Genomic DNA, 22211 nt, shown 5'->3' with positions numbered 1-22211 from the left:
CAGTAGTTATGAATTTCCCCGAACGGTTTTCGGACCTACCGGAATATGCATTCCCGCGTCTGCGCACCCTGTTGGATCATCACCAGCCGGGTGGCGAAGTGATTCACATGACCATTGGTGCGCCGATGCATGATTTTCCGGCGTGGGTTACCGATGTGATCACAGAAAACGCGGCCGGGTTTCAGGGATACCCACCCAATGAAGGTTCGCCCGAATTGCGCTCAGCGATTACAGGCTGGATTGATCGTCGCTATGGCGTTTCGATGGACCCCGACACCAATGTGATGGCGTTGAACGGCACACGCGAAGGCCTGTACAACGCGGCGATGGCACTGTGCCCCGAGCAGAAAAATGGCGAAAAGCCCGCCATTCTGTGCCCGAATCCATTCTACCAGGTCTATATGGTGGCCTCGCTGTCGGTTCGTGCCGAGCCTGTATTCGTATCCGCAACTGCCGCCACAGGTCACTTGCCGAACTATTCGGGGCTACCAAAGGATGTTCTGAACCGCACCGTGGCGGCCTACATCTGTTCTCCCGCGAACCCGCAGGGCGCAGTCGCCTCGCGCGATTATTGGGTCGAACTGATCCAACTGGCCGAGACCTATGATTTCCGCATCTTCGCGGATGAGTGCTATTCCGAGATCTACCGTGACACGGCACCAACCGGTGTACTGACCGTTGCGCAGGAACTAGGGGCCAATCCGGAGCGGATCACCTTGTTCAATTCACTGTCGAAGCGGTCCAATCTGGCTGGTCTGCGCTCGGGCCTGATCGCTGGTGGTCCCGAGACCATCAAACGGGTCAAGCAGTTACGCAACTACGCAGGTGCGCCTTTACCGCTACCTTTGCAGGCTGCCGCCGCAAGAGTTTGGGCAGATGAGGCGCATGTTGTCGAGAACCGCGCGCTGTATCAGGAAAAATACACCATTGCGGATGAGGTTTTCGCGGGCGTGCAGGGCTATATGCCGTCTGAAGCCGGGTTTTTCCTGTGGCTGCCGGTCGAAAATGGCGAAGAAACGGCATTAAGGCTGTGGCAGGAGACCGGAGTTCGGGTCTTGCCGGGCGCATATCTTTCTCAAGGTGATCCGGGGCAAAACCCGGGCGAACAATTTATCCGGGTCGCAATGGTGGCCCCAAAAACAGAGTTGCGGCAGGGGCTGATTACGCTCCGTGACTGCATCTATTCGTGAGGTACGAGGGCAAAATGGCATCATATAACGCGCGCAACCGCGATCCATTGCTGGACAGCACGACACAGGCCGCCATCGAACGGCGCAGCAAGGAACTGATCGGGATCGCCCTGATCCTGCTTGGGCTGGCTTCAGCCGCGATGATCTGGTCCTACACGCCGGATGATCCGAACTGGATGGTGTCGACAGACGCGCCAGTGCAGAACTGGATGGGGCGGATCGGTGCGTCGATCGCCGCGCCACTGTTCATGATCGTCGGATGGGGCAGTTGGAGCATCGCGCTGGTGTTGATTGGCTGGGGCGTACGCTTTGCGGGGCACTTCGGTGAGGAACGCGCAGTGGCCCGCCTTATCTTTGCGCCGATCTGGATTGCCATCGTTTCTGTCTACGCCGCGACTTTGGTGCCGGGCGAGGCCTGGCGCACGACCCACAGCTTTGGTCTGGGGGGCTTGTTCGGTGATACCGTAATGGGAGCGTTGCTGACACTGCTGCCGATTTCGTCACATTTCATGGTCAAACTGATGTCGCTGGCGATGGCAGCTGGCATGTTGGCATTAGGGACATTCGTTCTTGGGTTCACAAAGGCCGACGTGCGCAAGGGTCTGCGCGCCTTCCTGCTGGGTCTTGTGATGTCCTATGACATGCTGATGAACCTTCTGGGTCGCAGTGCATCAGTCACCGCGCAGGCCGCACGCGATCGCCGGGCGCAGTGGGACGAGCGTAAAGCCGCCCGCGCTGAGGCCGCCGATTCCGTGTTTGACGATGATATGGCCTATGCCGATCCGATGTTCGAAGAGCCGGATTTCGAAGAACCCGAGCCCGTCAAACCAGGCCTTCTGGCACGGATGCCCAGCCTGATCCGCCGTCCGGATCCGATGCCGGAACCGGAACTGCTCGACCGGGACCCGGTTGCCGGATTTGATGAAATGCCTGGTGAAGATCGCATCAAGTCCAAGATTTCCGCAGCCGTGCGCAACCGTAAGGTGGCTACCGGTGAGATGGAACCTGAAGTCGACCCAACCCTGCCTTTGACCAAGGGGCGTGGCCGCGGACCGGACCCGTTGATTCTGAACGCCAGAGGCGGGGAAGAGCTTCCGCCCGAACCACCGATGACCTTGGACGGACTGCCACCCGAGCCGATGCTGACAGCAGAACCTGAACCCGAGTGGCAGCAAGAACCCCTGCATCAGGATTTTGCGCCCGAGCCCGTCTATGAGGATGAGGCCGTATTTGAAGACACGCCCGAGCCCGAACCGGCCCCGCGCCCTGCGATGAAAATTCCAGTGGCCGAACCGCGCAAGCCCGTGGTGGCGCAGCCCGTGCGTCGCGCGCCTGCGCCGTCGCGTCGTGCCCAGGCCGAAGCGCAGCCTGGGCTGTCCTTTGAAGACCGGCATTCGGACTTTGAGCTGCCGCCGCTGAGCCTGCTGTCCAACCCTTCCAGCATTCAGCGCCATCACCTCAGCGATGAGGCATTGGAAGAAAACGCGCGCATGTTGGAAAACGTTCTGGACGATTATGGCGTCAAGGGCGAGATCACTAGCGTCCGCCCCGGCCCGGTTGTTACCATGTACGAACTTGAGCCTGCTCCGGGCCTGAAAGCCAGCCGGGTTATCGGTCTGGCCGACGATATCGCGCGTTCGATGTCGGCGCTGTCGGCCCGTGTCTCGACCCTACCGGGGCGCTCGGTGATCGGGATCGAACTGCCCAATGAAAACCGCGAGATGGTGGTGCTGCGCGAAATTCTTGCAAGCCGTGATTTTGGCGATGGCAACCACGCGCTGCCACTGGCGCTGGGCAAGGATATCGGCGGCGAATCCATGGTCGCAAACCTGGCCAAGATGCCCCACTTGTTGATTGCGGGGACAACCGGTTCCGGTAAGTCGGTCGCGATCAACACCATGATCCTATCGCTGCTATATAAGTTGACACCGGACGAATGCCGCTTGATCATGATCGACCCCAAGATGCTGGAACTGTCCGTCTATGATGGCATTCCGCATCTGCTGTCGCCCGTTGTGACCGACCCGAAAAAGGCGGTTGTCGCCCTGAAATGGGTCGTGGGCGAGATGGAAGACCGCTATCGCAAGATGTCCAAGATGGGCGTCCGCAACATCGCCGGCTACAATGGTCGGGTGAAGGATGCCTTGGCTAAGGGCGAGATGTTCAGCCGCACGGTGCAGACCGGGTTCGACGATGAAACCGGCGAGCCAATGTTCGAGACAGAAGAATTCGCGCCCGAAGCGATGCCCTACATCGTCGTCATCGTTGATGAGATGGCGGACCTAATGATGGTCGCGGGCAAAGAGATCGAGGCCTGCATCCAGCGGCTGGCGCAGATGGCGCGTGCCTCGGGCATTCACCTGATCATGGCAACACAGCGCCCGTCGGTCGATGTGATCACCGGTACGATCAAGGCGAACTTCCCAACCCGGATTTCGTTCCAGGTGACCTCGAAAGTCGACAGCCGCACCATCCTTGGTGAAATGGGTGCCGAACAACTGCTGGGGCAGGGCGATATGCTATACATGGCCGGTGGTGCCAAGATCACCCGTTGCCACGGCCCGTTTGTTTCGGACGAGGAAGTCGAGGAAATCGTCAACCACCTGAAACAGTTCGGCCCACCGGACTATGTGAACACCGTACTGGACGGCCCATCCGAGGATAAAGCCGACAACATCGATGCCGTATTGGGCCTCAACACCGGTGGCAACACCAACGGGGAAGATGCGCTATACGATCAGGCGGTGGCGATCGTGATTAAGGATCGCAAATGCTCGACCTCGTACATTCAGCGGAAACTTGCCATTGGCTACAACAAAGCTGCGCGACTTGTTGAGCAAATGGAGGATGAAGGCGTTGTTTCGTCGGCAAATCATGTCGGGAAACGCGAAATCCTCGTACCTGAACAATAGGATATTTAATAACAAGGGCAGAGCGCTTATCTGGGAACTTATGAAACAGATTGCCTTTGCCCTTGCTTTGACACTCGCCGCGCCTGCGGCCTGGGCGGCTGATAAGCTGCCGTTGTCCCAAATCTCAAACTACCTCAATGGCCTCAAAACCGTTGAGACCACGTTTACACAAGTCAACGATGACGGCTCGCTGAGCACCGGAAAGCTGTGGATAGAACGCCCCGGTAAGATGCGGTTCGAATATGACCCGCCCAACAGCGCTGTGGTTCTGGCGCGCGCAGGTACGGTGCAGATCTTTGATCCGAAATCTAACCAGCCCCCCGAACAGTATCCGTTGAAACGCACACCCCTGTCGCTGGTGCTGGCGCGCAACGTCAACTTGGGGCAGGCGAATATGGTGGTCGCCCATGACTTTGATGGAACGGCTACGGTTGTCACGGCTCGGGACCCGAAAAACCCTGAATCGGGCCGGATTGAGCTGATGTTCACAGGGGACCCGATTGAGCTGCGCAAATGGGTTATTCACGACAACGCCGGCAGTCAGACGACCGTTCTGCTGGGTCAGTTGAATACCGGCGGGAATCTCAGCAACGATCTGTTTTCAAGATCAAAAAGAAGCGGGTCAGGCAATCGCTGACCCGCGATCTTGTCAATAGCGGCAGTTCGCCAGCTGCGCCTGATAGAGCTTGGCGCGTGCATCCACGTCATTGGCGACGTTCAACAGCCAGGATTTGCTGTTATGGCTGCCGCGGGCAAAGCCGGTGTGCCCCTCGTGATAGGCCAGATACTGGTTGCGCGTATCTGTGGGGTGAATACCGTTCCGCTGATGGGTTTTGTTCATGTACCAGCCGATGAAATCTGACGCATCGCGGATGCGGTCCCGCTTGGCGCGACGCTTGCCGGTCTCTTTACGATATTCATCCCAGGTGCCGTCCAGCGCCTGACTGAAACCGTAGGCGCTGCTTTGACGGCCCATCGGGATCACACCCAGAACGTATTGGTGCGGCGTTCGTGCGTCGTGCTTGTAGCGGCTTTCCTGATAGATCGTCGCCATTTGGACGTGAATCGGGACGCCCCATTTCCGCTCGGTGCTTTTGAACGCCTTGATAAAGTCGGGCCGTTCGCGCGCAATGCTGCACGCGTCGTTCAGTCTGCTCGGTGGCTGTTTGGACCCGCCACCACAGGATGCCAAAAGCAGCACCCCAAGGAGTACAAAGAAAATTCTGCTCATGTGCCTCGTGCCTTTTTTCTTTATTCTAGCGCAGATTGAGAGTTTAGGAAATCACAATCGTTATAGAACAATCGCTAGAATTAAGGGCAAAGCGCCCACAGACAGCACCGTTGACACCATGACCATCCCGGCAACCGCGTCCGAATCCGCGTCAAACCGCTCGGCTAGCAGGTACGATGTAACCGCGACTGGGGTGCACATCTGCAGGACTAGTACTCCAAAGGCGATGGAATCCAGATCAAAGACGCGCGCGATTGCCCAGCCCAGCCCAAAGCAGACAAGAAGTTTAAGGCCTGATAGCCAGATCGCCTGACCCAATTTGCGCGTTGTCAGCCTTGCAATTGCCACGCCAACTGTAATCAACATCATAGGAATGGCCATTTGGCCCAGCAGCTCTAGCGTATTGGTCAGGAACAGTGGCGTTTCCCAGTCTTGCCAAAGAAACAAAGCTCCAAGCAGGGTCGCCCAAACCATCGGTTCGCGCGCAACTTTGCCGAATGCACCCTTTCCAGCGACCAGATAAATTCCATAGGTGAAGGAAAACAGGGCGGTAATGGCCAGGAAAATGACTGCAAATCCAAGGCCTGCCTGGCCAAACGCAAAAATGCACAGCGGCAGGCCCAGATTGCCAGTGTTCCCAAAAATAAGCGGCGAAAGGTAAGTGCGACGGTCCAGGTTTGAAAGGCGAACAAAAACGCCAAACGCCACGGCAAGCCCAACATGACCCGCAATCGCAGCTAACGTGAAACGGGTCAGTTCTCCTGCCGGAATCTCGGTTTGCATCAGCGCCACAAAGATCAGGCTGGGCACGGCCAGCGTCACGGCAAGGCGCGTCACAAACTCCAAACGATACTCAAAACCAAGTTTGACCCAGGTGAATCCGATGCCTGCCAGCAGGAAGACCGGTGCCACAATTTCGAACACTGTCAGTAGGATGTTCACAGACTGTTTCCTTTAATTTCCGATCAATGATTGGCATTCCGGCCCGGAAAGAGGTAGTAAGATCTCTGGGGGCTGAAAAAATGCTGAAGACAAATGCCAAGTACCGCCTGGGACAGGTGGTCCGCCATAAAAAGCATCCCTTCCGAGGGGTGATTTTTGACGTGGACCCGGAATTTTCCAACACGGAAGAGTGGTATCAGGCCATTCCCGAGGACAGCCGCCCCATCAAGGATCAACCGTTTTATCATCTGCTGGCAGAAAACGATCAATCCTTCTATGTGGCTTATGTTTCAGAACAAAATCTGGTTGCGGACCAATCCGGGGAACCGGTTGAGCATCCTGATATTCCTGACATGTTCGGTCCTTTTGAGAATGGCGCGTACCCGCTGCACTTTAATTTGAACTAAGTAATTTGGTGCGCCAGATTGCGCGCCTTGGTGGTCAATAGCCTAACGCACAACCGTCTTTTCTGGGGTCGCTTGCGCCCTCCAGAACGCCATCTGTGCGGCTTCGGATTGCTTGCGCCCCGCCAAGGGGTGTTTCTGGTATCTCAACTTTGTGCGCCAAATCGCACAATTGTTGAGCTGTGCTGTGCGAGATTCCGCGCTCAAGTTTCAGAACGCCGCCGTCTGCAAAGGCGCGCGGGGCGTCTACAGAAGCCTGCAAACCCAACCCATGATCCGTGAGGTTGGACAATAGGCGTGCATGGCCTGTTGGCTGAAAAGCTCCGCCCATCACGCCAAACGGCATGATCACCCGGCCATCCTGTTTGAGCATACCGGGAATGATCGTGTGCATCGGGCGTTTGCCTGGGCCAAGCTCGTTTGGGTGACCGGCGCTCAGGTTGAAGCCTGAGCCGCGGTTTTGCAGCAATGTCCCGTACTTTTCTGATGCGATACCGGACCCGAAACTATGAAATATGGAATAGATCAGCGAGACGGCCATCCGATCTTGGTCAACAACCGTGATATAGACTGTGTCTTTGTGAATGGACTCGGGTAGCGGGGCTGCCGCCGGCATGGCGCGCTTGGGGTCAATCAACGCGGCCAGTTTATCGGCCACCGTCTGGTCAAGGAACCGTTCAGCGTGGGTTGTGTGATCTGGGTCCGCAATGAACCGATTGCGCGCGTCATAGGCGAGTTTCGAAGCCTCGGCCTCAAGATGTATGAGTTCGGGGCCAAACGGATCAAGGCCCGCTAGGTCAAAGTTTTTCAGGATATTCAAAAGCAGGATCGCCGTCGCACCCTGTCCGTTTGGCGGGTGTTCGACCAGATCAATGCCGTTGTAACTTCCGCTGAGGGGCTGGGTTTCTGTGCATTGCGTGGCCAGAAAATCCTGAGCCGTGTGAACTCCGCCCAATGCCGTCAGGGCGTCGATCATATCCTGCGCAATTTCACCGGAATAAAAGGCATCACGGCCATTGCGTGCAATCTGGCGCAGGACCTCTGCCTGCCCCGGCGCGCGAAAGATCTGGCCTACATTTGGTGCTTTGCCGTCAGTCAGATAATGCCTGCGTGCAGCCCCCTGCAGCGTGTCGGCCCCCGTTTTCCAATCATAGGCGACCCGGGGTGCGACCGGGACACCGGCTTCGGCATAGTGAATGGCAGGTGCCAGTATCACATCCAGCCCAAGCCTGCCCTCGGTTTCTGCCAGATGGCAAAAGGCATCAATCGCACCGGGAATTGTTACCGCATCGGGTGTGTTCAACGGCACTGTATTCAGCCCCTTGGCCCGCAACTTGTCCGCATTGGCTGCGGCTGGAGCGCGTCCGGACCCATTCAGGGCGCGTATCTGATCTTCGCCTGCGCGGTTGAAAAGGACAAAGCAATCGCCACCGATGCCCGTCATCTGCGGCTCGCAAATGCCCAGCAGCACAGCGCCTGCGATGGCGGCGTCCATGGCATTGCCGCCTTGCTGCAGGATATTTACGGCAACCTGCGCGGCTAGAGGATGCGATGTGGCGCACATTCCCTCGGTAGCCAAAACTTCGGACCGGCCTGGAGTGTGAAAATCCCGCATAGGTTTGCCTTCCCCTTTTGAACACGCCGAACGTAAAGCGCGGTCACGGATTGTCTAGTCACATCAGCGGGAAGGGAGATCCTCGGCGCCGTTCACTGGGTGGGGGCTGTGACACTAGGCGCCGAGGGAAGCTATCTGAGCTACAGATATCTTTTTGCCCTTTGTTTGCGGCGCGCCAATGGTGCGATCGGGGCCTTTATGTGGCCTTTTTGAGTCCGGCGGAGCGGTTTGGGAAGTCAAACCGCAGTGACAACCGGTTGCAGCCATTGCGATGCTCATAGCGAATGTCGCTGGTCAGTTCATGGATCAGGAACCAGCCAAACCCGCCTTCGGGTAACTCATCGAGCGTCGATCCCAAAGGCGCAGGCACACCATCCGGCACGCGAAATCCGGGCAGAGGATTCCCAGTGTCAGAGATCAGAATATCCAGCCAGTTTTGATGCAGCCGACAATGCACCCTGACCTTGGCCGGAGTGACGCCCGCATAGGCATGCTCGACCACATTGTTGATCGCCTCGGCCAGCGCGATTTTAACGTCGCTCGCCTTGTGTGACGGCAGGCCCTCCACCTCAAGCCCTTTGCTAAGCTGGGCGATGCCAACTCTGGCTTCGGTTTCGGTGGCAGCAAAGCTCAGATCCAAGCAGTTCCCATTCCCCATGGACATCGCGCCTATTCAATCCGTGAATTCATTCCGCCGACAGTGCAAGGGCGTCGTCCAGGGTCTGGTAAAGATTGAAAACCGTATCCATACGGGTCAGCCGAAACACCTTTTCGACAAAAGGGTGTAGCCCAGCCAGATCCAGTCTGCGGTTGCTGCCCAGTTGCTTCATAGACGCGACGATGGCCCCAAGGCCGCTTGAATCGATGAATTCGACACCCGTCAGGTCCAGGACAACGCGCGGCGCGCCACCGTCGGCTTCATTGCGCATGTCTTCCTTGAACTGAATGGCCATTGCGGCATCAATACGGTCAGAATGCACCGTTATAATCTGCGTTGCGTCTGTTGTTTTACTGGTCAGGGCCATGCGCGCGGGCTCTCTAAACTAAAAATCACTCGTAGAAATACGCTAGACGGCAATTCTTACCATTCGGTATCCATCTCAGTAGAAAAGCGGAGGAGCATCCAAATGAAACAAGTCGTTATCACTGGCGCAGCACGTACCCCGATGGGTGGTTTTCAGGGGATGTTCGATACAGTGACAGCAGCCGATCTGGGCGGCGTTGCGATCAAGGCCGCGCTGCAGGGTGCAGGGGCAGAGATTGTCGACGAAGTTCTGATGGGGTGCGTCTTGCCTGCCGGACAGGGCCAGGCGCCCGCGCGCCAGGCCGGTTTTGCGGCAGGGTTGGGCGAAGACGTTCCTGCCACGACGCTCAACAAAATGTGCGGATCGGGCATGAAAGCGGCCATGATGGCCTATGACCAGATCGCTTTAGGGCATGCCGATACAATGATCGCAGGCGGGATGGAGAGCATGACGAATGCCCCCTACCTTTTACCCAAAATGCGCGAAGGCGCGCGATTGGGTCATGCGCAGGCAATGGATCATATGTTTCTGGACGGGCTCGAGGACGCCTATGACAAAGGTCGCCTGATGGGCACATTCGCCGAAGATTGTGCCGAGGCCTATCAGTTCACACGCGAAGCGCAGGACGAATATGCACTGCGTTCTTTATCAAATGCGCTGGCCGCACAGGAAAACGGCGCATTCGCGGATGAAATCACGCCGGTTACGGTCCGCACCCGTAAGGGCGAGGTCACTCAGGCCACGGATGAACAGCCACTCTCGGCGCGGCCCGAGAAAATCCCAACGCTCAAGCCAGCCTTTCGAAAGGATGGCACTGTTACGGCGGCAAACTCCTCTTCGATATCGGATGGCGCGGCTGCATTGGTGCTGGCATCGGAGGACGCGTCACAGGCGCAGGGCCTGAGCGTCCGCGCCCGTATTGTCGGCCACGCCAGCCACGCGCAGGCTCCAGCGCTGTTTACGACCGCACCAGTTCCAGCCGCCCAGAAACTGCTGACCAACATCGGTTGGTCGAAAGAAGACGTCGATCTGTGGGAGGTTAACGAAGCCTTTGCCGTCGTGCCGATGGCGTTCATGAACGAGATGGGCTTGCCCCGCGATATCGTCAATGTGAATGGTGGGGCTTGCGCACTTGGGCATCCGATTGGTGCGTCGGGTGCACGGATCATGGTCACCCTGCTGAACGCGTTGGAAAAGCGAAACCTGAAACGCGGGGTGGCGGCCATCTGCATCGGCGGCGGCGAAGGAACGGCGATCGCCATCGAACGCGTTTGACGCTTCACCTTTTTCCAAATACTCCGGCGCAAAGCCCTGCCACGAGTTCCGACATGACAGCTGATTACGATACACTTGCCAAGACCATCGCCGCACTGACCGAGGGTGAAACCGATGACGTGGCCCTGATGGCTACAGTCGCGTGCGAGGTGCATCATTCCGATGATCGATTTGACTGGACAGGCTTCTACCGGGTCACCGAGCCGGGGCTTTTGAAGATTGGACCTTATCAAGGTGGGCACGGCTGTCTGGTCATCCCGTTCGACCGCGGTGTCTGTGGCGCTGCCGCCCGTACGGGCGAGGTACAGTTGGTGCCGGATGTGGATGCGTTTCCGGGCCATATCGCCTGCGCATCTTCGACCAGATCCGAGGTGGTGCTGCCTGTGCACAACGCCGCCGGTGACGTCATTGCGGTGTTCGATATCGACAGTGATCAACCCAACGCGTTCAATGAACAAGACGCAAGGCAACTGATCGGAATTCTGTCCAGCGTATTCGCCAAGTAAAAATGGCCGGGGGCGTACCCCCGGCCATATTGATTAGTGTGTGCTTCCTATCAGGTGCTCAGAAGCTTGGCTTTCTGCGCTGCAAATTCCTCATCCGTCAGAACGCCTTTTTCCTTGAGCGCAGCAAGCCGTTCCAGCTCATCCGCAGCAGATACGGTCGCGACTGAGCGGATATAGTCCTTTTGCGCCTGTTCGATCTGGCTCATGGCCTCGGTGTTGTGCTGGTGCATCTTGTCGCCGCGAACGATCAGGTAAGCCAGAACGCCCATCCAAGGAATCAGGATGACAAAGGCGATCCAGACTGCCTTTCCACCGCCGCTGAGGTCCTTAGAGCGGAAGACATCGGCCACAACCGAAATCATCACCCAGAACCAGGCCACCATCAGGAACAGCCAGAAGATTGACCAGACTATGTCGAAGAAACCGATGCCGTTGTCCATTTGTCATTCAACCCTTTGCGAATGCGTAAGAATAATCATATTCAGATAGAATTGGAGTGTAGCAGACAGTTTCCCAAATGGTTAGCACCTAATCCCTGATGGAATTCTCGCGTTAGACTAGGCTGGGCAATTCCAAGGCCGCCAGAAGATAGGCCAGGACAGCCTGAGCGCCGAAAATCCCAAAGATGTAGTATGAAAACAGCCGCTTGCGGGTTTTGTGTCTGAAAATCCACCGCCCCAGCAATGCGCCTGGACTGCCGCCCAGCGCCGCCAACCACAATAGGTTTCGTTCCGGGATACGCCCTTTCCGCCGTCTTGCCCGCAGCTTATCCCAGCCAAAGGCAAGCAAAGTCAGGGTGTTGACGACCCACAGATAAATCACCGCAATCCACATGGTTGACGGATATCCAAACGATGTCGTGGACCCAAGTGAAAAAAATCTTGGATTTTTCACGGAATCAATGCATCGTGAAAAACGAGGAGAAAATTTCACCAAACTTCGGAGCGTTCAGTGAACAGCCAAGCCCCGCACAGCGCCACACTCGGAGCCGATCTTCGGGCTTTGCGTAAGGCGCGTGGGTTGACGCTGACCGAGATCGCTGCACGTCTGGGTCGTTCTGTAGGTTGGCTTAGCCAAGTCGAGCGCGACAAATCCGACCCCTCAATTTCCGACCTGCGCCAGATTGCCGAATGTCTGGGCGTGCCGATGTCGATGCTGTTCGCGCATTCCTCCGCTCCGGCAGATGAGCAGGGGTATGTGGTGCGCGCCGGAACGCGCCGCCCGATGGGGTCCGGTGAGGAAGGGTTGATCGAAGAACTGCTGTCGCCCGATCTGACCGATGATTTCGAAATGGTGCATTCCACGTTCAAGCCCCGATCGAAAATGCAAACCCTGGCCAACCGACCAACGCAGGAGGTAGGGTACATGGTGTCAGGGCGGTTGGCACTGACGATCAGTGGGCGCCAGTTTTCGGTCGGCCCCGGCGACAGCTTTCGGATCAAACATGAACCCTATCAATGGTCGAACCCCTATGATGAGCCCGCAGTGGCCATCTGGGTTATCGCTCCGCCGGTGTACTGATGAGCTTTGAAGCCTGGACCATATTCGCGCTGTTTTGGGTGGTGTTCGTCACCACTCCGGGTCCGAATGCGGTAAACTGCATCTCGAACGGAATGAGCCTGCCGTTTCCCAAGGCGATGCTAGGTGTTTTGGCGATTCTGACGCAGGCCAGCACGTTTTTGATTCTGTCAGCACTAGGTGTGACCGCGTTGATCGCAGCCTCCCCAACCGGGTTTTTCATCGCCAAACTGGTTGGTGCAGGGTTCCTGATTTGGGTTGGGGTTCGCGGTTGGATGAATGCCACGCGTCCGGCACCAGTTACCGAACGCCCTGCGCGTCACGTGTATCTACACGCACTGGCGGTTGCGACGATCAATCCTAAAAGCGTGGCAGGGTATCTCGCCGCCTTTTCGCAATTTGTGCAACCGGATGTGCCGATCTGGCAGCAGATGGTCGTCATCATGCCCACGGCGCTGGTCATTACCACGCTCAGCTATACCGGGTTCACCCTGATGGGCACATTGATGGGCAAAGCGGCGCTGGGAGCGGTTTTCAACACTTGGGTGCGTCGTGTCATGGCCGCCTGTTTCATCATCTATGGCGTGTTGCTGGGTGCCAGCTCCACGCCCGCAGCTAGGGGGTAATCAGATGCAAAACGGTTCTTGCCTCTGCGGCGCAGTCGCGTTCACGATTGACGGAGAGCTTTCACAGCCTTCGGCCTGCCATTGCGGTCAATGCCGCAAGCAGTCCGGCCATGTTTGGTCTTCGACCTGGACACATCAGGATAACTTGAGCTTCACCGCCAGCGATACGTTGACTTGGTTCCGCGCTTCGGACACCGCCCGCCGCGGTTTCTGCCGTTCCTGCGGCTCGTTCCTCTTCTGGCAGCACAATGACGAGGACACGATTTCAATTTCCATGGGTGCGCTCAGCGAGCCCACGGGTCTAACGCTCTCGAAGCATATCTTTGTCGCCGACAAGGGCGATTACTACGACATCACAGACGATCTGCCCCAACGGGCACAGTAACAAGGATCAAGACCAATGAGCGATTTTCCGACAAAAGCCCGCGTGGTTGTTATCGGTGGCGGTGTGGTGGGGGCCTCCTCGCTGTACCATCTGGCCAAGAAGGGCTGGACTGATTGTGTTCTGCTGGAAAAGAACGAACTTACCGCTGGCTCGACTTGGCACGCGGCGGGTAACGTTCCGACCTTCTCGAATTCATGGGCGATCATGAACATGCAGCGGTACTCAACCGAGCTGTATTCGCGTTTGGGCGAAGAGGTCGACTATCCGATGAACTACCACGTTTCAGGCTCGATCCGTCTTGCGCACAGCAAGGAGCGGATGCAAGAGTTCGAACACGCCATGGCGATGGGACGCTATCAAGGCATCCCGATGGAGATGTGGACCCCGGAAGAAGCTAAAGAGCGCTATCCTTTCCTGGAGACGCACGATCTTGAAGGCGTTCTGTACGATCCCACCGATGGTGATATTGATCCGGCGCAGCTGACACAGGCACTGGCCAAGGGTGCCCGTGACATGGGCCAGAAGATCATCCGCTTTTGCCCGGCAACTGGCGTAACTCAGCACGACGACGGCACCTGGACCGTACACACCGACAAAGGCGATATAGCCTGCGACTATGTTGTGAACGCCGCTGGGTATTACGCGCAGCGCGTGGGAGAGTGGTTCAAGCCCTTTGGCGGCCGCACAGTTCCCGCGATGGTGATGAGCCACCAGTACCTGCTGACGGACGAAGTTCCAGAAATTGAAGAATGGTCCAAAGCGAACGGTGGTAAGAAACTGCCACTGCTGCGCGACGTGGATATCTCGTACTACCTGCGGCAGGAAAAGAATGGCTTCAACCTTGGTCCGTATGAGCCTAACTGCAAGGGCCACTGGATGACTGAAGACGATGCTATGCCCGAGGATTTCTCGTTCCAGCTGTGGAATGACGATCTCGACCGCATCGAGGATATCGTCACTGACGCGATGGAGCGGGTGCCGTTGATGGCGACCTCCGGCGTTGGCCGTGTGATCAACGGCCCGATCCCCTATGCGCCGGACGGGCTGCCGCTGATCGGCCCAATGCCCGGTGTGAAAAACGCGTTCGAGGCACACACATTCACCTTCGGCATCGCTCAGGGCGGTGGTGCAGGCAAGGTGCTGACCGAATGGATCGTCGATGGCGCGACCGAATGGGATATGTGGGCCGTCGACCCGCGTCGCTACACCGATTACACAGATCAGGACTACTGCAACCAGAAAGGTCTGGAAGTTTACGGCAACGAATACGCCATGCATTTCCCTCATCATGAATGGCCCGCGGCGCGCGACAAGAAACTGTCACCGGTGCATGACAAGGTCAAAGCGCTGGGCGGCGTGATGGGTGCCTATAACGGATGGGAGCGGGCCAACTGGTTCGCGAAGCCGGGCGATGACACGTCGCTTGATGCAACCCATACCTGGGGTCGGTCCGGCCCGTGGGAGCAGCGGATCCAAGAAGAATGCGAGGCCGTGCGAGATGATTGTGGAGTGCTGGATCTGCCAGGCTTCTCGCGCTTCGTGGTCAAGGGAGAGGGCGCCGCTGAGGCGTTGCGCGGTCTCGCAACCGGAGGGCTGCCAAAGGTTGGCCGGATGAACCTCATCTATGTCTCTGATGATCGTGGCCGCATTCTGACCGAGATGTCCTGTATCCGTCTGGGCGAGGACGAATTCGTCATGATCACCGCCGCCACTGCGCAATGGCATGACCGTGACATCCTGATGAACGCAATGCCTGCCAGTGTGTCGATCGAGGACGTGACAACCTCGCGTGATACTCTGATCGTCACGGGCCCGAAATCGCGCGAGATCCTGTCGAACCTGACGGACGCCGATCTGACCACTGGTTGGCTGACCCACCAGTCCGCCACCGTTGCTGGCCAGCCCGCCTACCTGATCCGCGTCTCTTTTGCCGGTGAACTGGGCTGGGAAGTGCATGCCCTGAACGAGCATATGCCTGCGATCTATGACGCGATCATCGGCGCCGGTGCCACGCCGTTCGGGATGTATGCCCTGAACTCACTGCGTATCGAAAAAGGCTATCGGGCATGGAAGGGTGACCTGTCGACCGACTACTCTCTGCTGGAAGGTGGGCTGGAGCGGTTCGTCAAACTCGACAAGCCGCAGGACTTCCCCGGCAAGGCCGCGATCCTGAACGAAAAGCAGCAGGGCGCAAAAAAGGCCTTTGTCACCATTACAGTGGATGCAGGAGACTGCGACGCGCCCTACATGTCCTGCATCTGGCAGAACGGCGAGATCGTGGGCGAGACCACTTCGGGCGCATGGGGTTACCGCGTCGGCAAGTCCATCGCGCTGGGCATGGTCAAGGCCGAGCTTGCCAACCCCGGCACCGAGCTTGAAGTCGAAATCTACGGCCAAAAGTGCCGCGCCGTGGTAGAGCAGGATCAGCCGCTCTGGGATCCTGAGAACGAGCGGTTGCGCGCTTAAACTCTCACGGAGACCACCATGAGCAAACGATACGCCAAACTGGGACCCGGTGAGGGTCCCAACTATGACTGGGAAAACGACCACACTTTTGTGAAAGTTTCCGGCCAGGACACGGATGGCGCATACACGCTTATGGAAGACAATCTGAAGGCCAGCTTCGCGCTTGGCCTTCATCGCCATGATACCCACGCTGAGACTTTTTACTTTCTGGAAGGCGCGGTGGAATTCTACGTTGATGGCGACTGGCATCGCTGTACGCCCGGCACAACCATGCATGTGCCACCCGGAGTACCCCATGCGTGTCGCGTCGCCGATGGCGCGCCCGCCAGAATGCTGATGATCTTTCAGCCCTCGGGGTTCGACGGGTTTCTGGCTGAACTGGCAAAAATGACCGAGGCTGACTTTGCAGATGAGGCGAAAATGGCCGAGCTGAACGCGCGTTACGACATTGTGCCGATGGGGCCGGTTCCAGCCCATCCGGAAGACAGGGTCTAAAGATGACCACGCCCACGAAAATGTCCGGCGTTTACCTGACGCGCCACGGCGGTCCCGAAGCGCTGGAATGGCGCGAGGATATTCCGGTCCCAACGCCTGGTCCGGGGCAGGTTCTGGTTCGGGTCGCGGCTGCAGGGGTAAACAACACCGACATCAATACACGGGTCGGCTGGTATTCCTCGGACGTGACCGGGGCAACGGACGCCGTTGATCAGGATGTTGATGCCGGAGGCTGGGGAGGTGCGTTGGCGTTTCCGCGCATTCAGGGTGGCGATCTATGTGGGATAGTCGAATTGGCAGGGCAAGAGACCGGGTTTCAAGCCGGGCAACGGGTGACTTGCCCGATCAACTTGCCGCGCCCACGCCCCGGCAATCCGACTGGCTTTATCGCATTAGGCTCTGAAATCGACGGAGCATTTGCGCAATACTGTCTGGTTCAGGCCGACGACCTGTACGACGTGACGACCTCACCTCTGTCAGATGTCGAAATCGCCGCCATCCCCTGTGCATTTGGCACAGCCGAAAATCTATTGACCCGTGCTGGCGTGACTGCCGGGCATAAGGTGCTGGTTACCGGTGCCTCGGGTGGCGTGGGTCTTGCTGCCGTGCAACTGGCGGCGCTGCGTGGGGCGACGGTTTGGGGCGTTACGGGTTCAGCCAAGGCCGAGGTGGTCAAAGCGCAGGGGGCCGTGGACACCTTTGATCGCAACGCGCCGCTGCCCAAGGACATGTTCGACGTCGCGATCGACGTTGTCGGAGGCCCGGTTTGGCCCGGCCTGATCCTGGCCCTGAAACCCGGCGGTCATTATGCCGTTTCCGGAGCAATCGCAGGACCAATCGTTTCGGCTGACCTGCGTGAGATCTACCTGCGCGACATCACGATTCATGGCTGCACACATCAGGCATTTGAAGTCTTTGGCCGCCTTGTCGAGATGATGAATACGGGCCGCATCAAGCCTTTGGTTTCCAAGACCTATCCACTAAGAGACATCGCCAAGGCGCAGGAGGACTTTCAATCCAAGGCGCTGCCGGGAAAACTCGTTCTAATTCCGTAGGGAGGTTGGCAAATGGCGGATATCACGCTTCTGGATGGTTCGATCGGGCAGGAACTGGTCAAACGCAGCGGGGACAAGCCCACGCCGCTGTGGTCGACGCGCGTGATGATCGACCATCCCGAATTGGTGCAAGAGGTCCACGCCGAATATTTCCGCCGTGGCGCGACGGTTGCAACGACCAACACCTACGCGGTCCATCGTTCTCGGCTGGAGCGTCTGGATATGGAGGATCAACTGCCCGACCTGGTCCATGCTGCGGTTGCTCAGGCGAACCGTGCGCGCACGGGCGGTTCCGGGCGCATCGCCGGGGCGCTGGGTCCTTTGCTGGCGTCTTATCGCCCCGATCTGAATCCTGATGTGGAAGACGCCGCCGAAAAGTTTGCCGAGTTGGTTAACCTCATGTCCGATGACGTCGACCTTTTCCTGATCGAAACCGTTTCCTCGGTGCAAGAGGCCGAAGGGGCCCTGCGTGGTACGGCGGAGGCAGGCAAACCGGTTTGGCTGGCGCTTTCTGTGATGGATGATGACGGAACACGGCTGCGATCCGGTGAACCGCTTGCCGATATTGCGCCTCTTGTGGATCGGTTTAACCCTGACGCTGTTCTGATAAACTGTTCGCGCCCCGAGGCCGTCCCCGCCGCGCTGAAGGTCATCGCCACGATGGGGCGGCCATTTGGGGCCTATGCAAATGGGTTCACCGGGATTGCACAGGATTTCCTGAAAGACGCGCCGACTGTCGACGTGTTGACACAGCGCCACGATCTTGGACCCGAGGCTTATGCCGATCATGCGATGGAATGGGTAGCACAGGGGGCAACAATAGTTGGCGGATGCTGCGAAGTCGGGCCGGACCACATTGAGGTCCTTGCCGATCGATTGCGGTCCGCCGGGCACCGGATTGTCTGAAAGGAAAGTGATGCCATCGCCGTCGAACATCCCGGCTTCTAACGCGCAGCGACATTTCGACATCGTTGTCGCACCGGGCTATGTGCTGCTGGAACTGGCGTCATTGGTTGAGGTGCTGCGGCTGGCCAACCGCGTATGCCCGAGCCCGCCATTCACCTATGCCTATCGCTCTCTGAGGGGTGGCCCGGTCGCCAGCAGCAGCGAGGCGACGATCCAGACTGAGCGCATTCCGTCGCAGCCCAACGCGGACTATTTGTTCGTCATCGGAAATTCCGACCCCGATCATCCTGATCTATCGCTGGGGCGTGTTGTGTCGGATTATACTTTCCGCGGTGCACAGGTCTTTTTGTTGTCCGAAGCTGCAAGCCGGTATATCGACGAGCAGGGGACCGAGGACATGTCGACCCACTGGGAAAACGCGTCCTTCCTGCGTGAACGTCGCGCCCAGTTCGAGGCCAAACTGTCGATTGCAACAGAACAGGGCGCCGTGGTGACCTGCGCCGGGATGGAGGCCACTACCGATGTCGCGCTGGCTGTGATCGGGCGTCATGTTTCCGGGCCAACAAGAATGACCGTGGCCGACATCATGCTGCACGAAAACATTCGGGATTTCTCGTCTCTCCAGCCATTTTCCGGATCAAAGACCACCGCTACAGGTGACGCCAAACTGGACCAGTGCATCAAGGTGATGCAGGCCAATATCGAAGACCCGCTGCCGATTAACGAAATCGTCGAAGCGCTAAAGCTTTCGAACCGATCGCTGGAACGGAAGTTCAAGAACTATTTCGGAACCACACCAAACGGCTTTTACCGCGAAATGCGGCTGGCCAAGGCCAATAACCTGCTGCTGAACACAACGATGAGTGTTCGCGAAATTGGTCTTGCCTGCGGGTTTCCCAACGGTTTCTCGTCAGTCTACAAAAGCTTTTTCGGCGTAACCCCCTTTGTGCTGAGACGTGAAAAACGGCAAGTCAAACAACGTTGATTTTTGCAAATGGTCTGACGTTTTTCGTGCATTCTGTGTCGCTCTTCCGTGTCATTTTGGGTGGAAACTCATAAAGCGGAATCATGAGAATGGCTGATCTTCCAAACAAGGCCCGTGTTGTCATTATCGGTGGTGGTGTCATCGGATGTTCGGTGGCGTATCACCTGACCAAGAAAGGCTGGAAAGACGTTGTCCTGCTGGAGCGTAAGCAGCTGACCAGCGGCACGACCTGGCATGCGGCGGGTCTGATCGCCCAGCTGCGCGCAACGGCGAACATGACAAAGCTGGCGAAGTACAGCCAGGAACTCTATGGTTCGCTCGAAGAAGAAACCGGTGTGGCCACAGGCTTTAAACGCTGTGGATCAATCACTGTTGCGCTAACCGAAGAGCGCAAAGAAGAGATCTACCGTCAGGCGGCCATGGCGCGCGCTTTCGGCGTCGAGGTCGAAGAAATCGAGAATGAACGTGTTCAGGAGCTGTATCCCCACATCAACCTCGAAGGCGTGAAGGGTGCTGTTTACTTACCGCTGGACGGTCAGGGTGACCCGGCCAACATCGCCTTGGCATTGGCCAAGGGCGCCCGTCAGCGGGGCGGTATCGTCAAGGAACGCGTGAAGGTCACCGACATCGTCAAACAAGACCGCAAGGTGAGCGGTGTTGACTGGGTCGCAGATGACGGCAGCGCATCTGGTCATATCGAATGCGACATGGTGGTGAACTGTGCCGGTATGTGGGGGCATGAGGTCGGCAAGATGGCTGGCGTCAATGTTCCGTTGCACGCTTGCGAACACTTCTACATCGTTACCGAAAATATCGACGGTTTAACTCAGTTGCCGGTTCTGCGCGTTCCCGATGAATGCGCGTATTACAAAGAGGACGCAGGCAAAATCCTGTTGGGTGCATTTGAACCGAATGCCAAGCCCTGGGCGATGGACGGTATTCCTGACACCTTTGAATTCGACCAGCTGCCCGAGGATTTCGACCATTTCGAACCGATTCTCGAAGCCGCGTGTGAACGTATGCCGATGCTGGCCGAGGCCGGTATCCATACCTTCTTCAACGGGCCCGAATCGTTTACCCCTGATGACGCCTATCATCTGGGTCTGGCACCCGAGATGGACAACGTCTGGGTCGCAGCGGGCTTCAACTCGATCGGCATCCAGTCCGCCGGTGGCGCTGGCATGGCGCTGGCCGAATGGATGGACAGCGGTGAAAAGCCTTTCGATCTGGGCGACGTGGACATCAGCCGGATGCAGCCGTTCCAGGGCAATAAGCAGTACCTTTTCGAGCGCTCGAAAGAGACGTTAGGCTTGCTCTACGCCGACCATTATCCCTATCGCCAAAAGGCCACCGCACGTGGCGTGCGCCGGACGCCGTTCCACCATCACCTGCTGGAACAGGGCGCGGTCATGGGCGAGTTGGCGGGTTGGGAACGTGCCAACTGGTTCGCGAACGAGGGGCAGGAGCGCGAGTACCAGTACAGCTGGAAACGCCAGAACTGGTTCGAGAACTCGGCTGCCGAGCATAAAGCCGTGCGCGAGAATGTCGGCATGTATGACATGTCGTCCTTTGGCAAAATCCGCGTTGACGGCCCGGATGCCGAAGCATTCATGAACTACATCGGTGGCGGCGATTACTCGGTCCCGAATGGCAAGATCGTCTATACTCAGTTCCTTAACCGCGCAGGCGGGATTGAGGCGGACGTGACCGTTACCCGCCTGACCGAGACCGCTTATCTGGTGGTGACCCCGGCAGCGACCCGCTTGGCTGACCAGACCTGGATGCAGCGCCATGCGGGCAACTTCAACGTCGTTGTCACCGATGTTACTGCGGGTGAGGGCGTTCTGGCCATTATGGGTCCAAATGCGCGTACGCTGCTTGAAAAGGTCTCGCCCAACGATTTCACCAACGCGACCAACCCGTTTGGCACCGCGCAGGATATCGAGATCGGCATGGGTCTGGCTCGAGCCCACCGTGTGACCTATGTCGGTGAGCTTGGTTGGGAAATCTATGTCTCGTCCGACATGGCGGGACATGTGTTCGAAACCCTGCACGAGGCCGGACAGGACATGGGGCTAAAACTATGCGGCATGCATATGATGGACAGCGCCCGGATAGAAAAAGGCTTCCGCCACTTCGGCCACGACATCACTTGCGAGGACCACGTCGTCGATGCCGGTCTTGGTTTTGCGGTCAAGGTCGATAAGGGCAGCGATTTCATCGGGCGCGAAGCGGTGATTACGCGTAAGGAAAGCGGACCGCATAACCGCTTGGTTCAGTTCAAGCTGACCGATCCGGAACCGCTGCTGTTCCACAATGAGCCGATCATTCGGGATGGCGAGTATGTGGGATACCTCTCCTCGGGCAACTATGGCCACACGCTGGGCGGTGCGATCGGTCTGGGTTATGTGCCCTGCGAAGGCGAAAAAGCGGCTGACGTTTTGGCTTCGACCTACGAGATCGATGTCTGCGGTGTGAAGGTGAAAGCCGAGGCATCACTCAAGCCGATGTACGATCCAAAATCCGAGCGCGTTAAAGTTTAGCGCCAAGGTTCGACACACGGGGCGCTGCGGCGCCCCGTTTTCTTGGTACATATCAATTTTCTTGATGCGACCGTTCACGGTTTTCGCAGTTTCCAAACCCTCCGGAACAGCCGTATAGACAAACGGTATCAC

The 22211-nt window shown here is 57.7% G+C and carries 22 protein-coding genes; 15 read left to right on the top strand and 7 right to left on the bottom strand.

The window, feature by feature from the left end:
* The first annotated feature begins 8 nt into the window (after positions 1-8).
* The 3 genes from AC2FI8_RS12835 to AC2FI8_RS12825 are packed head-to-tail and all read left to right on the top strand — an operon-like array spanning position 9 to position 4739.
* Positions 9-1190, top strand: coding sequence for an aminotransferase class I/II-fold pyridoxal phosphate-dependent enzyme (locus AC2FI8_RS12835; RefSeq protein ID WP_496779386.1), 1182 nt, complete (start codon positions 9-11; stop codon positions 1188-1190).
* Positions 1191-1204: 14 nt separating this feature from the next.
* Positions 1205-4102, top strand: coding sequence for a DNA translocase FtsK (locus AC2FI8_RS12830; RefSeq protein WP_496779384.1), 2898 nt, complete (start codon positions 1205-1207; stop codon positions 4100-4102).
* 40 nt (positions 4103-4142) lie between these two features.
* A complete protein-coding gene (locus AC2FI8_RS12825) occupies positions 4143-4739 on the top strand; it encodes a LolA family protein (RefSeq protein ID WP_496779382.1) in 597 nt (198 codons plus the stop codon).
* Between the two features lie 12 nt (positions 4740-4751).
* Here the strand turns inward: AC2FI8_RS12825 and AC2FI8_RS12820 are convergent, their stop codons facing one another.
* Together AC2FI8_RS12820 and AC2FI8_RS12815 are read right to left on the bottom strand one after the other, a co-directional pair.
* Positions 4752-5333: a transglycosylase SLT domain-containing protein gene (locus AC2FI8_RS12820; protein ID WP_496726575.1), complete on the bottom strand. Its 582-nt coding sequence runs from the start codon at positions 5331-5333 to the stop codon at positions 4752-4754.
* Between the two features lie 60 nt (positions 5334-5393).
* Positions 5394-6275, bottom strand: a complete 882-nt coding sequence (locus AC2FI8_RS12815) for an AEC family transporter (protein WP_496768542.1) — start codon at positions 6273-6275, stop codon at positions 5394-5396.
* Between the two features lie 80 nt (positions 6276-6355).
* On the opposite strand from AC2FI8_RS12815, the gene hspQ reads away from it, so the two are divergent.
* A complete protein-coding gene (hspQ, locus tag AC2FI8_RS12810; protein ID WP_108861127.1) occupies positions 6356-6682 on the top strand; it encodes a heat shock protein HspQ in 327 nt (108 codons plus the stop codon).
* A gap of 34 nt (positions 6683-6716) precedes the next feature.
* Here hspQ and AC2FI8_RS12805 read toward each other — a convergent pair whose 3' ends face one another.
* From AC2FI8_RS12805 to AC2FI8_RS12795, 3 genes are all read right to left on the bottom strand, one after another.
* A complete protein-coding gene (locus AC2FI8_RS12805) occupies positions 6717-8294 on the bottom strand; it encodes a gamma-glutamyltransferase family protein (RefSeq protein ID WP_496779380.1) in 1578 nt (525 codons plus the stop codon).
* A 196-nt stretch (positions 8295-8490) separates the two neighbouring features.
* Positions 8491-8952 (bottom strand): ATP-binding protein, encoded by a 462-nt coding sequence (locus AC2FI8_RS12800; protein ID WP_496779378.1) that lies wholly within the window; start codon positions 8950-8952, stop codon positions 8491-8493.
* 28 nt (positions 8953-8980) lie between these two features.
* Positions 8981-9319 (bottom strand): STAS domain-containing protein, encoded by a 339-nt coding sequence (locus AC2FI8_RS12795; protein WP_496779376.1) that lies wholly within the window; start codon positions 9317-9319, stop codon positions 8981-8983.
* Positions 9320-9421: 102 nt separating this feature from the next.
* Here AC2FI8_RS12795 and AC2FI8_RS12790 point away from each other — a divergent pair, with 102 nt between their 5' ends.
* Together AC2FI8_RS12790 and AC2FI8_RS12785 are read left to right on the top strand one after the other, a co-directional pair.
* Complete coding sequence (locus AC2FI8_RS12790) at positions 9422-10594, top strand: thiolase family protein (protein WP_496779374.1); 1173 nt, start codon at positions 9422-9424, stop codon at positions 10592-10594.
* 53 nt (positions 10595-10647) lie between these two features.
* Complete coding sequence (locus tag AC2FI8_RS12785; protein ID WP_282170484.1) at positions 10648-11100, top strand: GAF domain-containing protein; 453 nt, start codon at positions 10648-10650, stop codon at positions 11098-11100.
* 50 nt (positions 11101-11150) lie between these two features.
* Here AC2FI8_RS12785 and AC2FI8_RS12780 read toward each other — a convergent pair whose 3' ends face one another.
* Entirely contained in the window at positions 11151-11540 is a 390-nt protein-coding gene (locus AC2FI8_RS12780; RefSeq protein ID WP_282170483.1) for an SHOCT domain-containing protein, read from the bottom strand.
* Between the two features lie 112 nt (positions 11541-11652).
* Complete coding sequence (locus tag AC2FI8_RS12775; protein WP_496779370.1) at positions 11653-11922, bottom strand: DUF1294 domain-containing protein; 270 nt, start codon at positions 11920-11922, stop codon at positions 11653-11655.
* A 129-nt stretch (positions 11923-12051) separates the two neighbouring features.
* On the opposite strand from AC2FI8_RS12775, the gene AC2FI8_RS12770 reads away from it, so the two are divergent.
* From AC2FI8_RS12770 to AC2FI8_RS12730, 9 genes are all read left to right on the top strand, one after another.
* Positions 12052-12621 (top strand): helix-turn-helix domain-containing protein, encoded by a 570-nt coding sequence (locus tag AC2FI8_RS12770; RefSeq protein WP_496779368.1) that lies wholly within the window; start codon positions 12052-12054, stop codon positions 12619-12621.
* Positions 12621-13244: a LysE family translocator gene (locus tag AC2FI8_RS12765; RefSeq protein ID WP_282170481.1), complete on the top strand. Its 624-nt coding sequence runs from the start codon at positions 12621-12623 to the stop codon at positions 13242-13244. Before AC2FI8_RS12770 ends, AC2FI8_RS12765 begins: the two co-directional genes overlap by 1 nt.
* A 4-nt stretch (positions 13245-13248) precedes the next feature.
* Positions 13249-13629, top strand: coding sequence for a GFA family protein (locus AC2FI8_RS12760; RefSeq protein ID WP_282120302.1), 381 nt, complete (start codon positions 13249-13251; stop codon positions 13627-13629).
* Between the two features lie 15 nt (positions 13630-13644).
* A complete protein-coding gene (locus tag AC2FI8_RS12755) occupies positions 13645-16095 on the top strand; it encodes a GcvT family protein (protein ID WP_496779366.1) in 2451 nt (816 codons plus the stop codon).
* An 18-nt stretch (positions 16096-16113) separates the two neighbouring features.
* Positions 16114-16590 (top strand): cupin domain-containing protein, encoded by a 477-nt coding sequence (locus tag AC2FI8_RS12750; RefSeq protein WP_496779364.1) that lies wholly within the window; start codon positions 16114-16116, stop codon positions 16588-16590.
* Between the two features lie 2 nt (positions 16591-16592).
* Positions 16593-17645: an alcohol dehydrogenase family protein gene (locus tag AC2FI8_RS12745; protein WP_496779362.1), complete on the top strand. Its 1053-nt coding sequence runs from the start codon at positions 16593-16595 to the stop codon at positions 17643-17645.
* A gap of 12 nt (positions 17646-17657) precedes the next feature.
* On the top strand, positions 17658-18551 hold the full coding sequence (locus tag AC2FI8_RS12740) for a homocysteine S-methyltransferase family protein (RefSeq protein WP_496779360.1): 894 nt from the start codon (positions 17658-17660) through the stop codon (positions 18549-18551).
* A gap of 10 nt (positions 18552-18561) precedes the next feature.
* Positions 18562-19536: a GlxA family transcriptional regulator gene (locus tag AC2FI8_RS12735; protein ID WP_496768511.1), complete on the top strand. Its 975-nt coding sequence runs from the start codon at positions 18562-18564 to the stop codon at positions 19534-19536.
* An 89-nt stretch (positions 19537-19625) separates the two neighbouring features.
* Positions 19626-22079 (top strand): GcvT family protein, encoded by a 2454-nt coding sequence (locus AC2FI8_RS12730; RefSeq protein ID WP_496768509.1) that lies wholly within the window; start codon positions 19626-19628, stop codon positions 22077-22079.
* The last annotated feature ends 132 nt before the right edge of the window (positions 22080-22211 follow it).

It is taken from the genome of Ruegeria sp. CDSB029 (assembly GCF_059611125.1).
Note: the sequence above shows the minus strand (reverse complement) of the source record. Positions and strands in the feature narration are given on the sequence as shown.

Excerpts from the sequence above, each read along its gene's own strand:
- hspQ (WP_108861127.1), top strand. The coding sequence starts at position 6,356 with ATGCTGAAGACAAATGCCAAGTACCGCCTGGGACAGGTGGTCCGCCAT.
- AC2FI8_RS12830 (WP_496779384.1), top strand. The coding sequence starts at position 1,205 with ATGGCATCATATAACGCGCGCAACCGCGATCCATTGCTGGACAGCACG.
- AC2FI8_RS12760 (WP_282120302.1), top strand. The coding sequence starts at position 13,249 with ATGCAAAACGGTTCTTGCCTCTGCGGCGCAGTCGCGTTCACGATTGAC.
- AC2FI8_RS12805 (WP_496779380.1), bottom strand. The coding sequence starts at position 8,294 with ATGCGGGATTTTCACACTCCAGGCCGGTCCGAAGTTTTGGCTACCGAG.
- AC2FI8_RS12795 (WP_496779376.1), bottom strand. The coding sequence starts at position 9,319 with ATGGCCCTGACCAGTAAAACAACAGACGCAACGCAGATTATAACGGTG.
- AC2FI8_RS12820 (WP_496726575.1), bottom strand. The coding sequence starts at position 5,333 with ATGAGCAGAATTTTCTTTGTACTCCTTGGGGTGCTGCTTTTGGCATCC.
- AC2FI8_RS12745 (WP_496779362.1), top strand. The coding sequence starts at position 16,593 with ATGACCACGCCCACGAAAATGTCCGGCGTTTACCTGACGCGCCACGGC.
- AC2FI8_RS12835 (WP_496779386.1), top strand. The coding sequence starts at position 9 with ATGAATTTCCCCGAACGGTTTTCGGACCTACCGGAATATGCATTCCCG.
- AC2FI8_RS12780 (WP_282170483.1), bottom strand. The coding sequence starts at position 11,540 with ATGGACAACGGCATCGGTTTCTTCGACATAGTCTGGTCAATCTTCTGG.
- AC2FI8_RS12740 (WP_496779360.1), top strand. The coding sequence starts at position 17,658 with ATGGCGGATATCACGCTTCTGGATGGTTCGATCGGGCAGGAACTGGTC.
- AC2FI8_RS12790 (WP_496779374.1), top strand. The coding sequence starts at position 9,422 with ATGAAACAAGTCGTTATCACTGGCGCAGCACGTACCCCGATGGGTGGT.
- AC2FI8_RS12755 (WP_496779366.1), top strand. The coding sequence starts at position 13,645 with ATGAGCGATTTTCCGACAAAAGCCCGCGTGGTTGTTATCGGTGGCGGT.
- AC2FI8_RS12765 (WP_282170481.1), top strand. The coding sequence starts at position 12,621 with ATGAGCTTTGAAGCCTGGACCATATTCGCGCTGTTTTGGGTGGTGTTC.
- AC2FI8_RS12735 (WP_496768511.1), top strand. The coding sequence starts at position 18,562 with ATGCCATCGCCGTCGAACATCCCGGCTTCTAACGCGCAGCGACATTTC.
- AC2FI8_RS12800 (WP_496779378.1), bottom strand. The coding sequence starts at position 8,952 with ATGGGGAATGGGAACTGCTTGGATCTGAGCTTTGCTGCCACCGAAACC.
- AC2FI8_RS12750 (WP_496779364.1), top strand. The coding sequence starts at position 16,114 with ATGAGCAAACGATACGCCAAACTGGGACCCGGTGAGGGTCCCAACTAT.
- AC2FI8_RS12730 (WP_496768509.1), top strand. The coding sequence starts at position 19,626 with ATGGCTGATCTTCCAAACAAGGCCCGTGTTGTCATTATCGGTGGTGGT.
- AC2FI8_RS12825 (WP_496779382.1), top strand. The coding sequence starts at position 4,143 with ATGAAACAGATTGCCTTTGCCCTTGCTTTGACACTCGCCGCGCCTGCG.
- AC2FI8_RS12785 (WP_282170484.1), top strand. The coding sequence starts at position 10,648 with ATGACAGCTGATTACGATACACTTGCCAAGACCATCGCCGCACTGACC.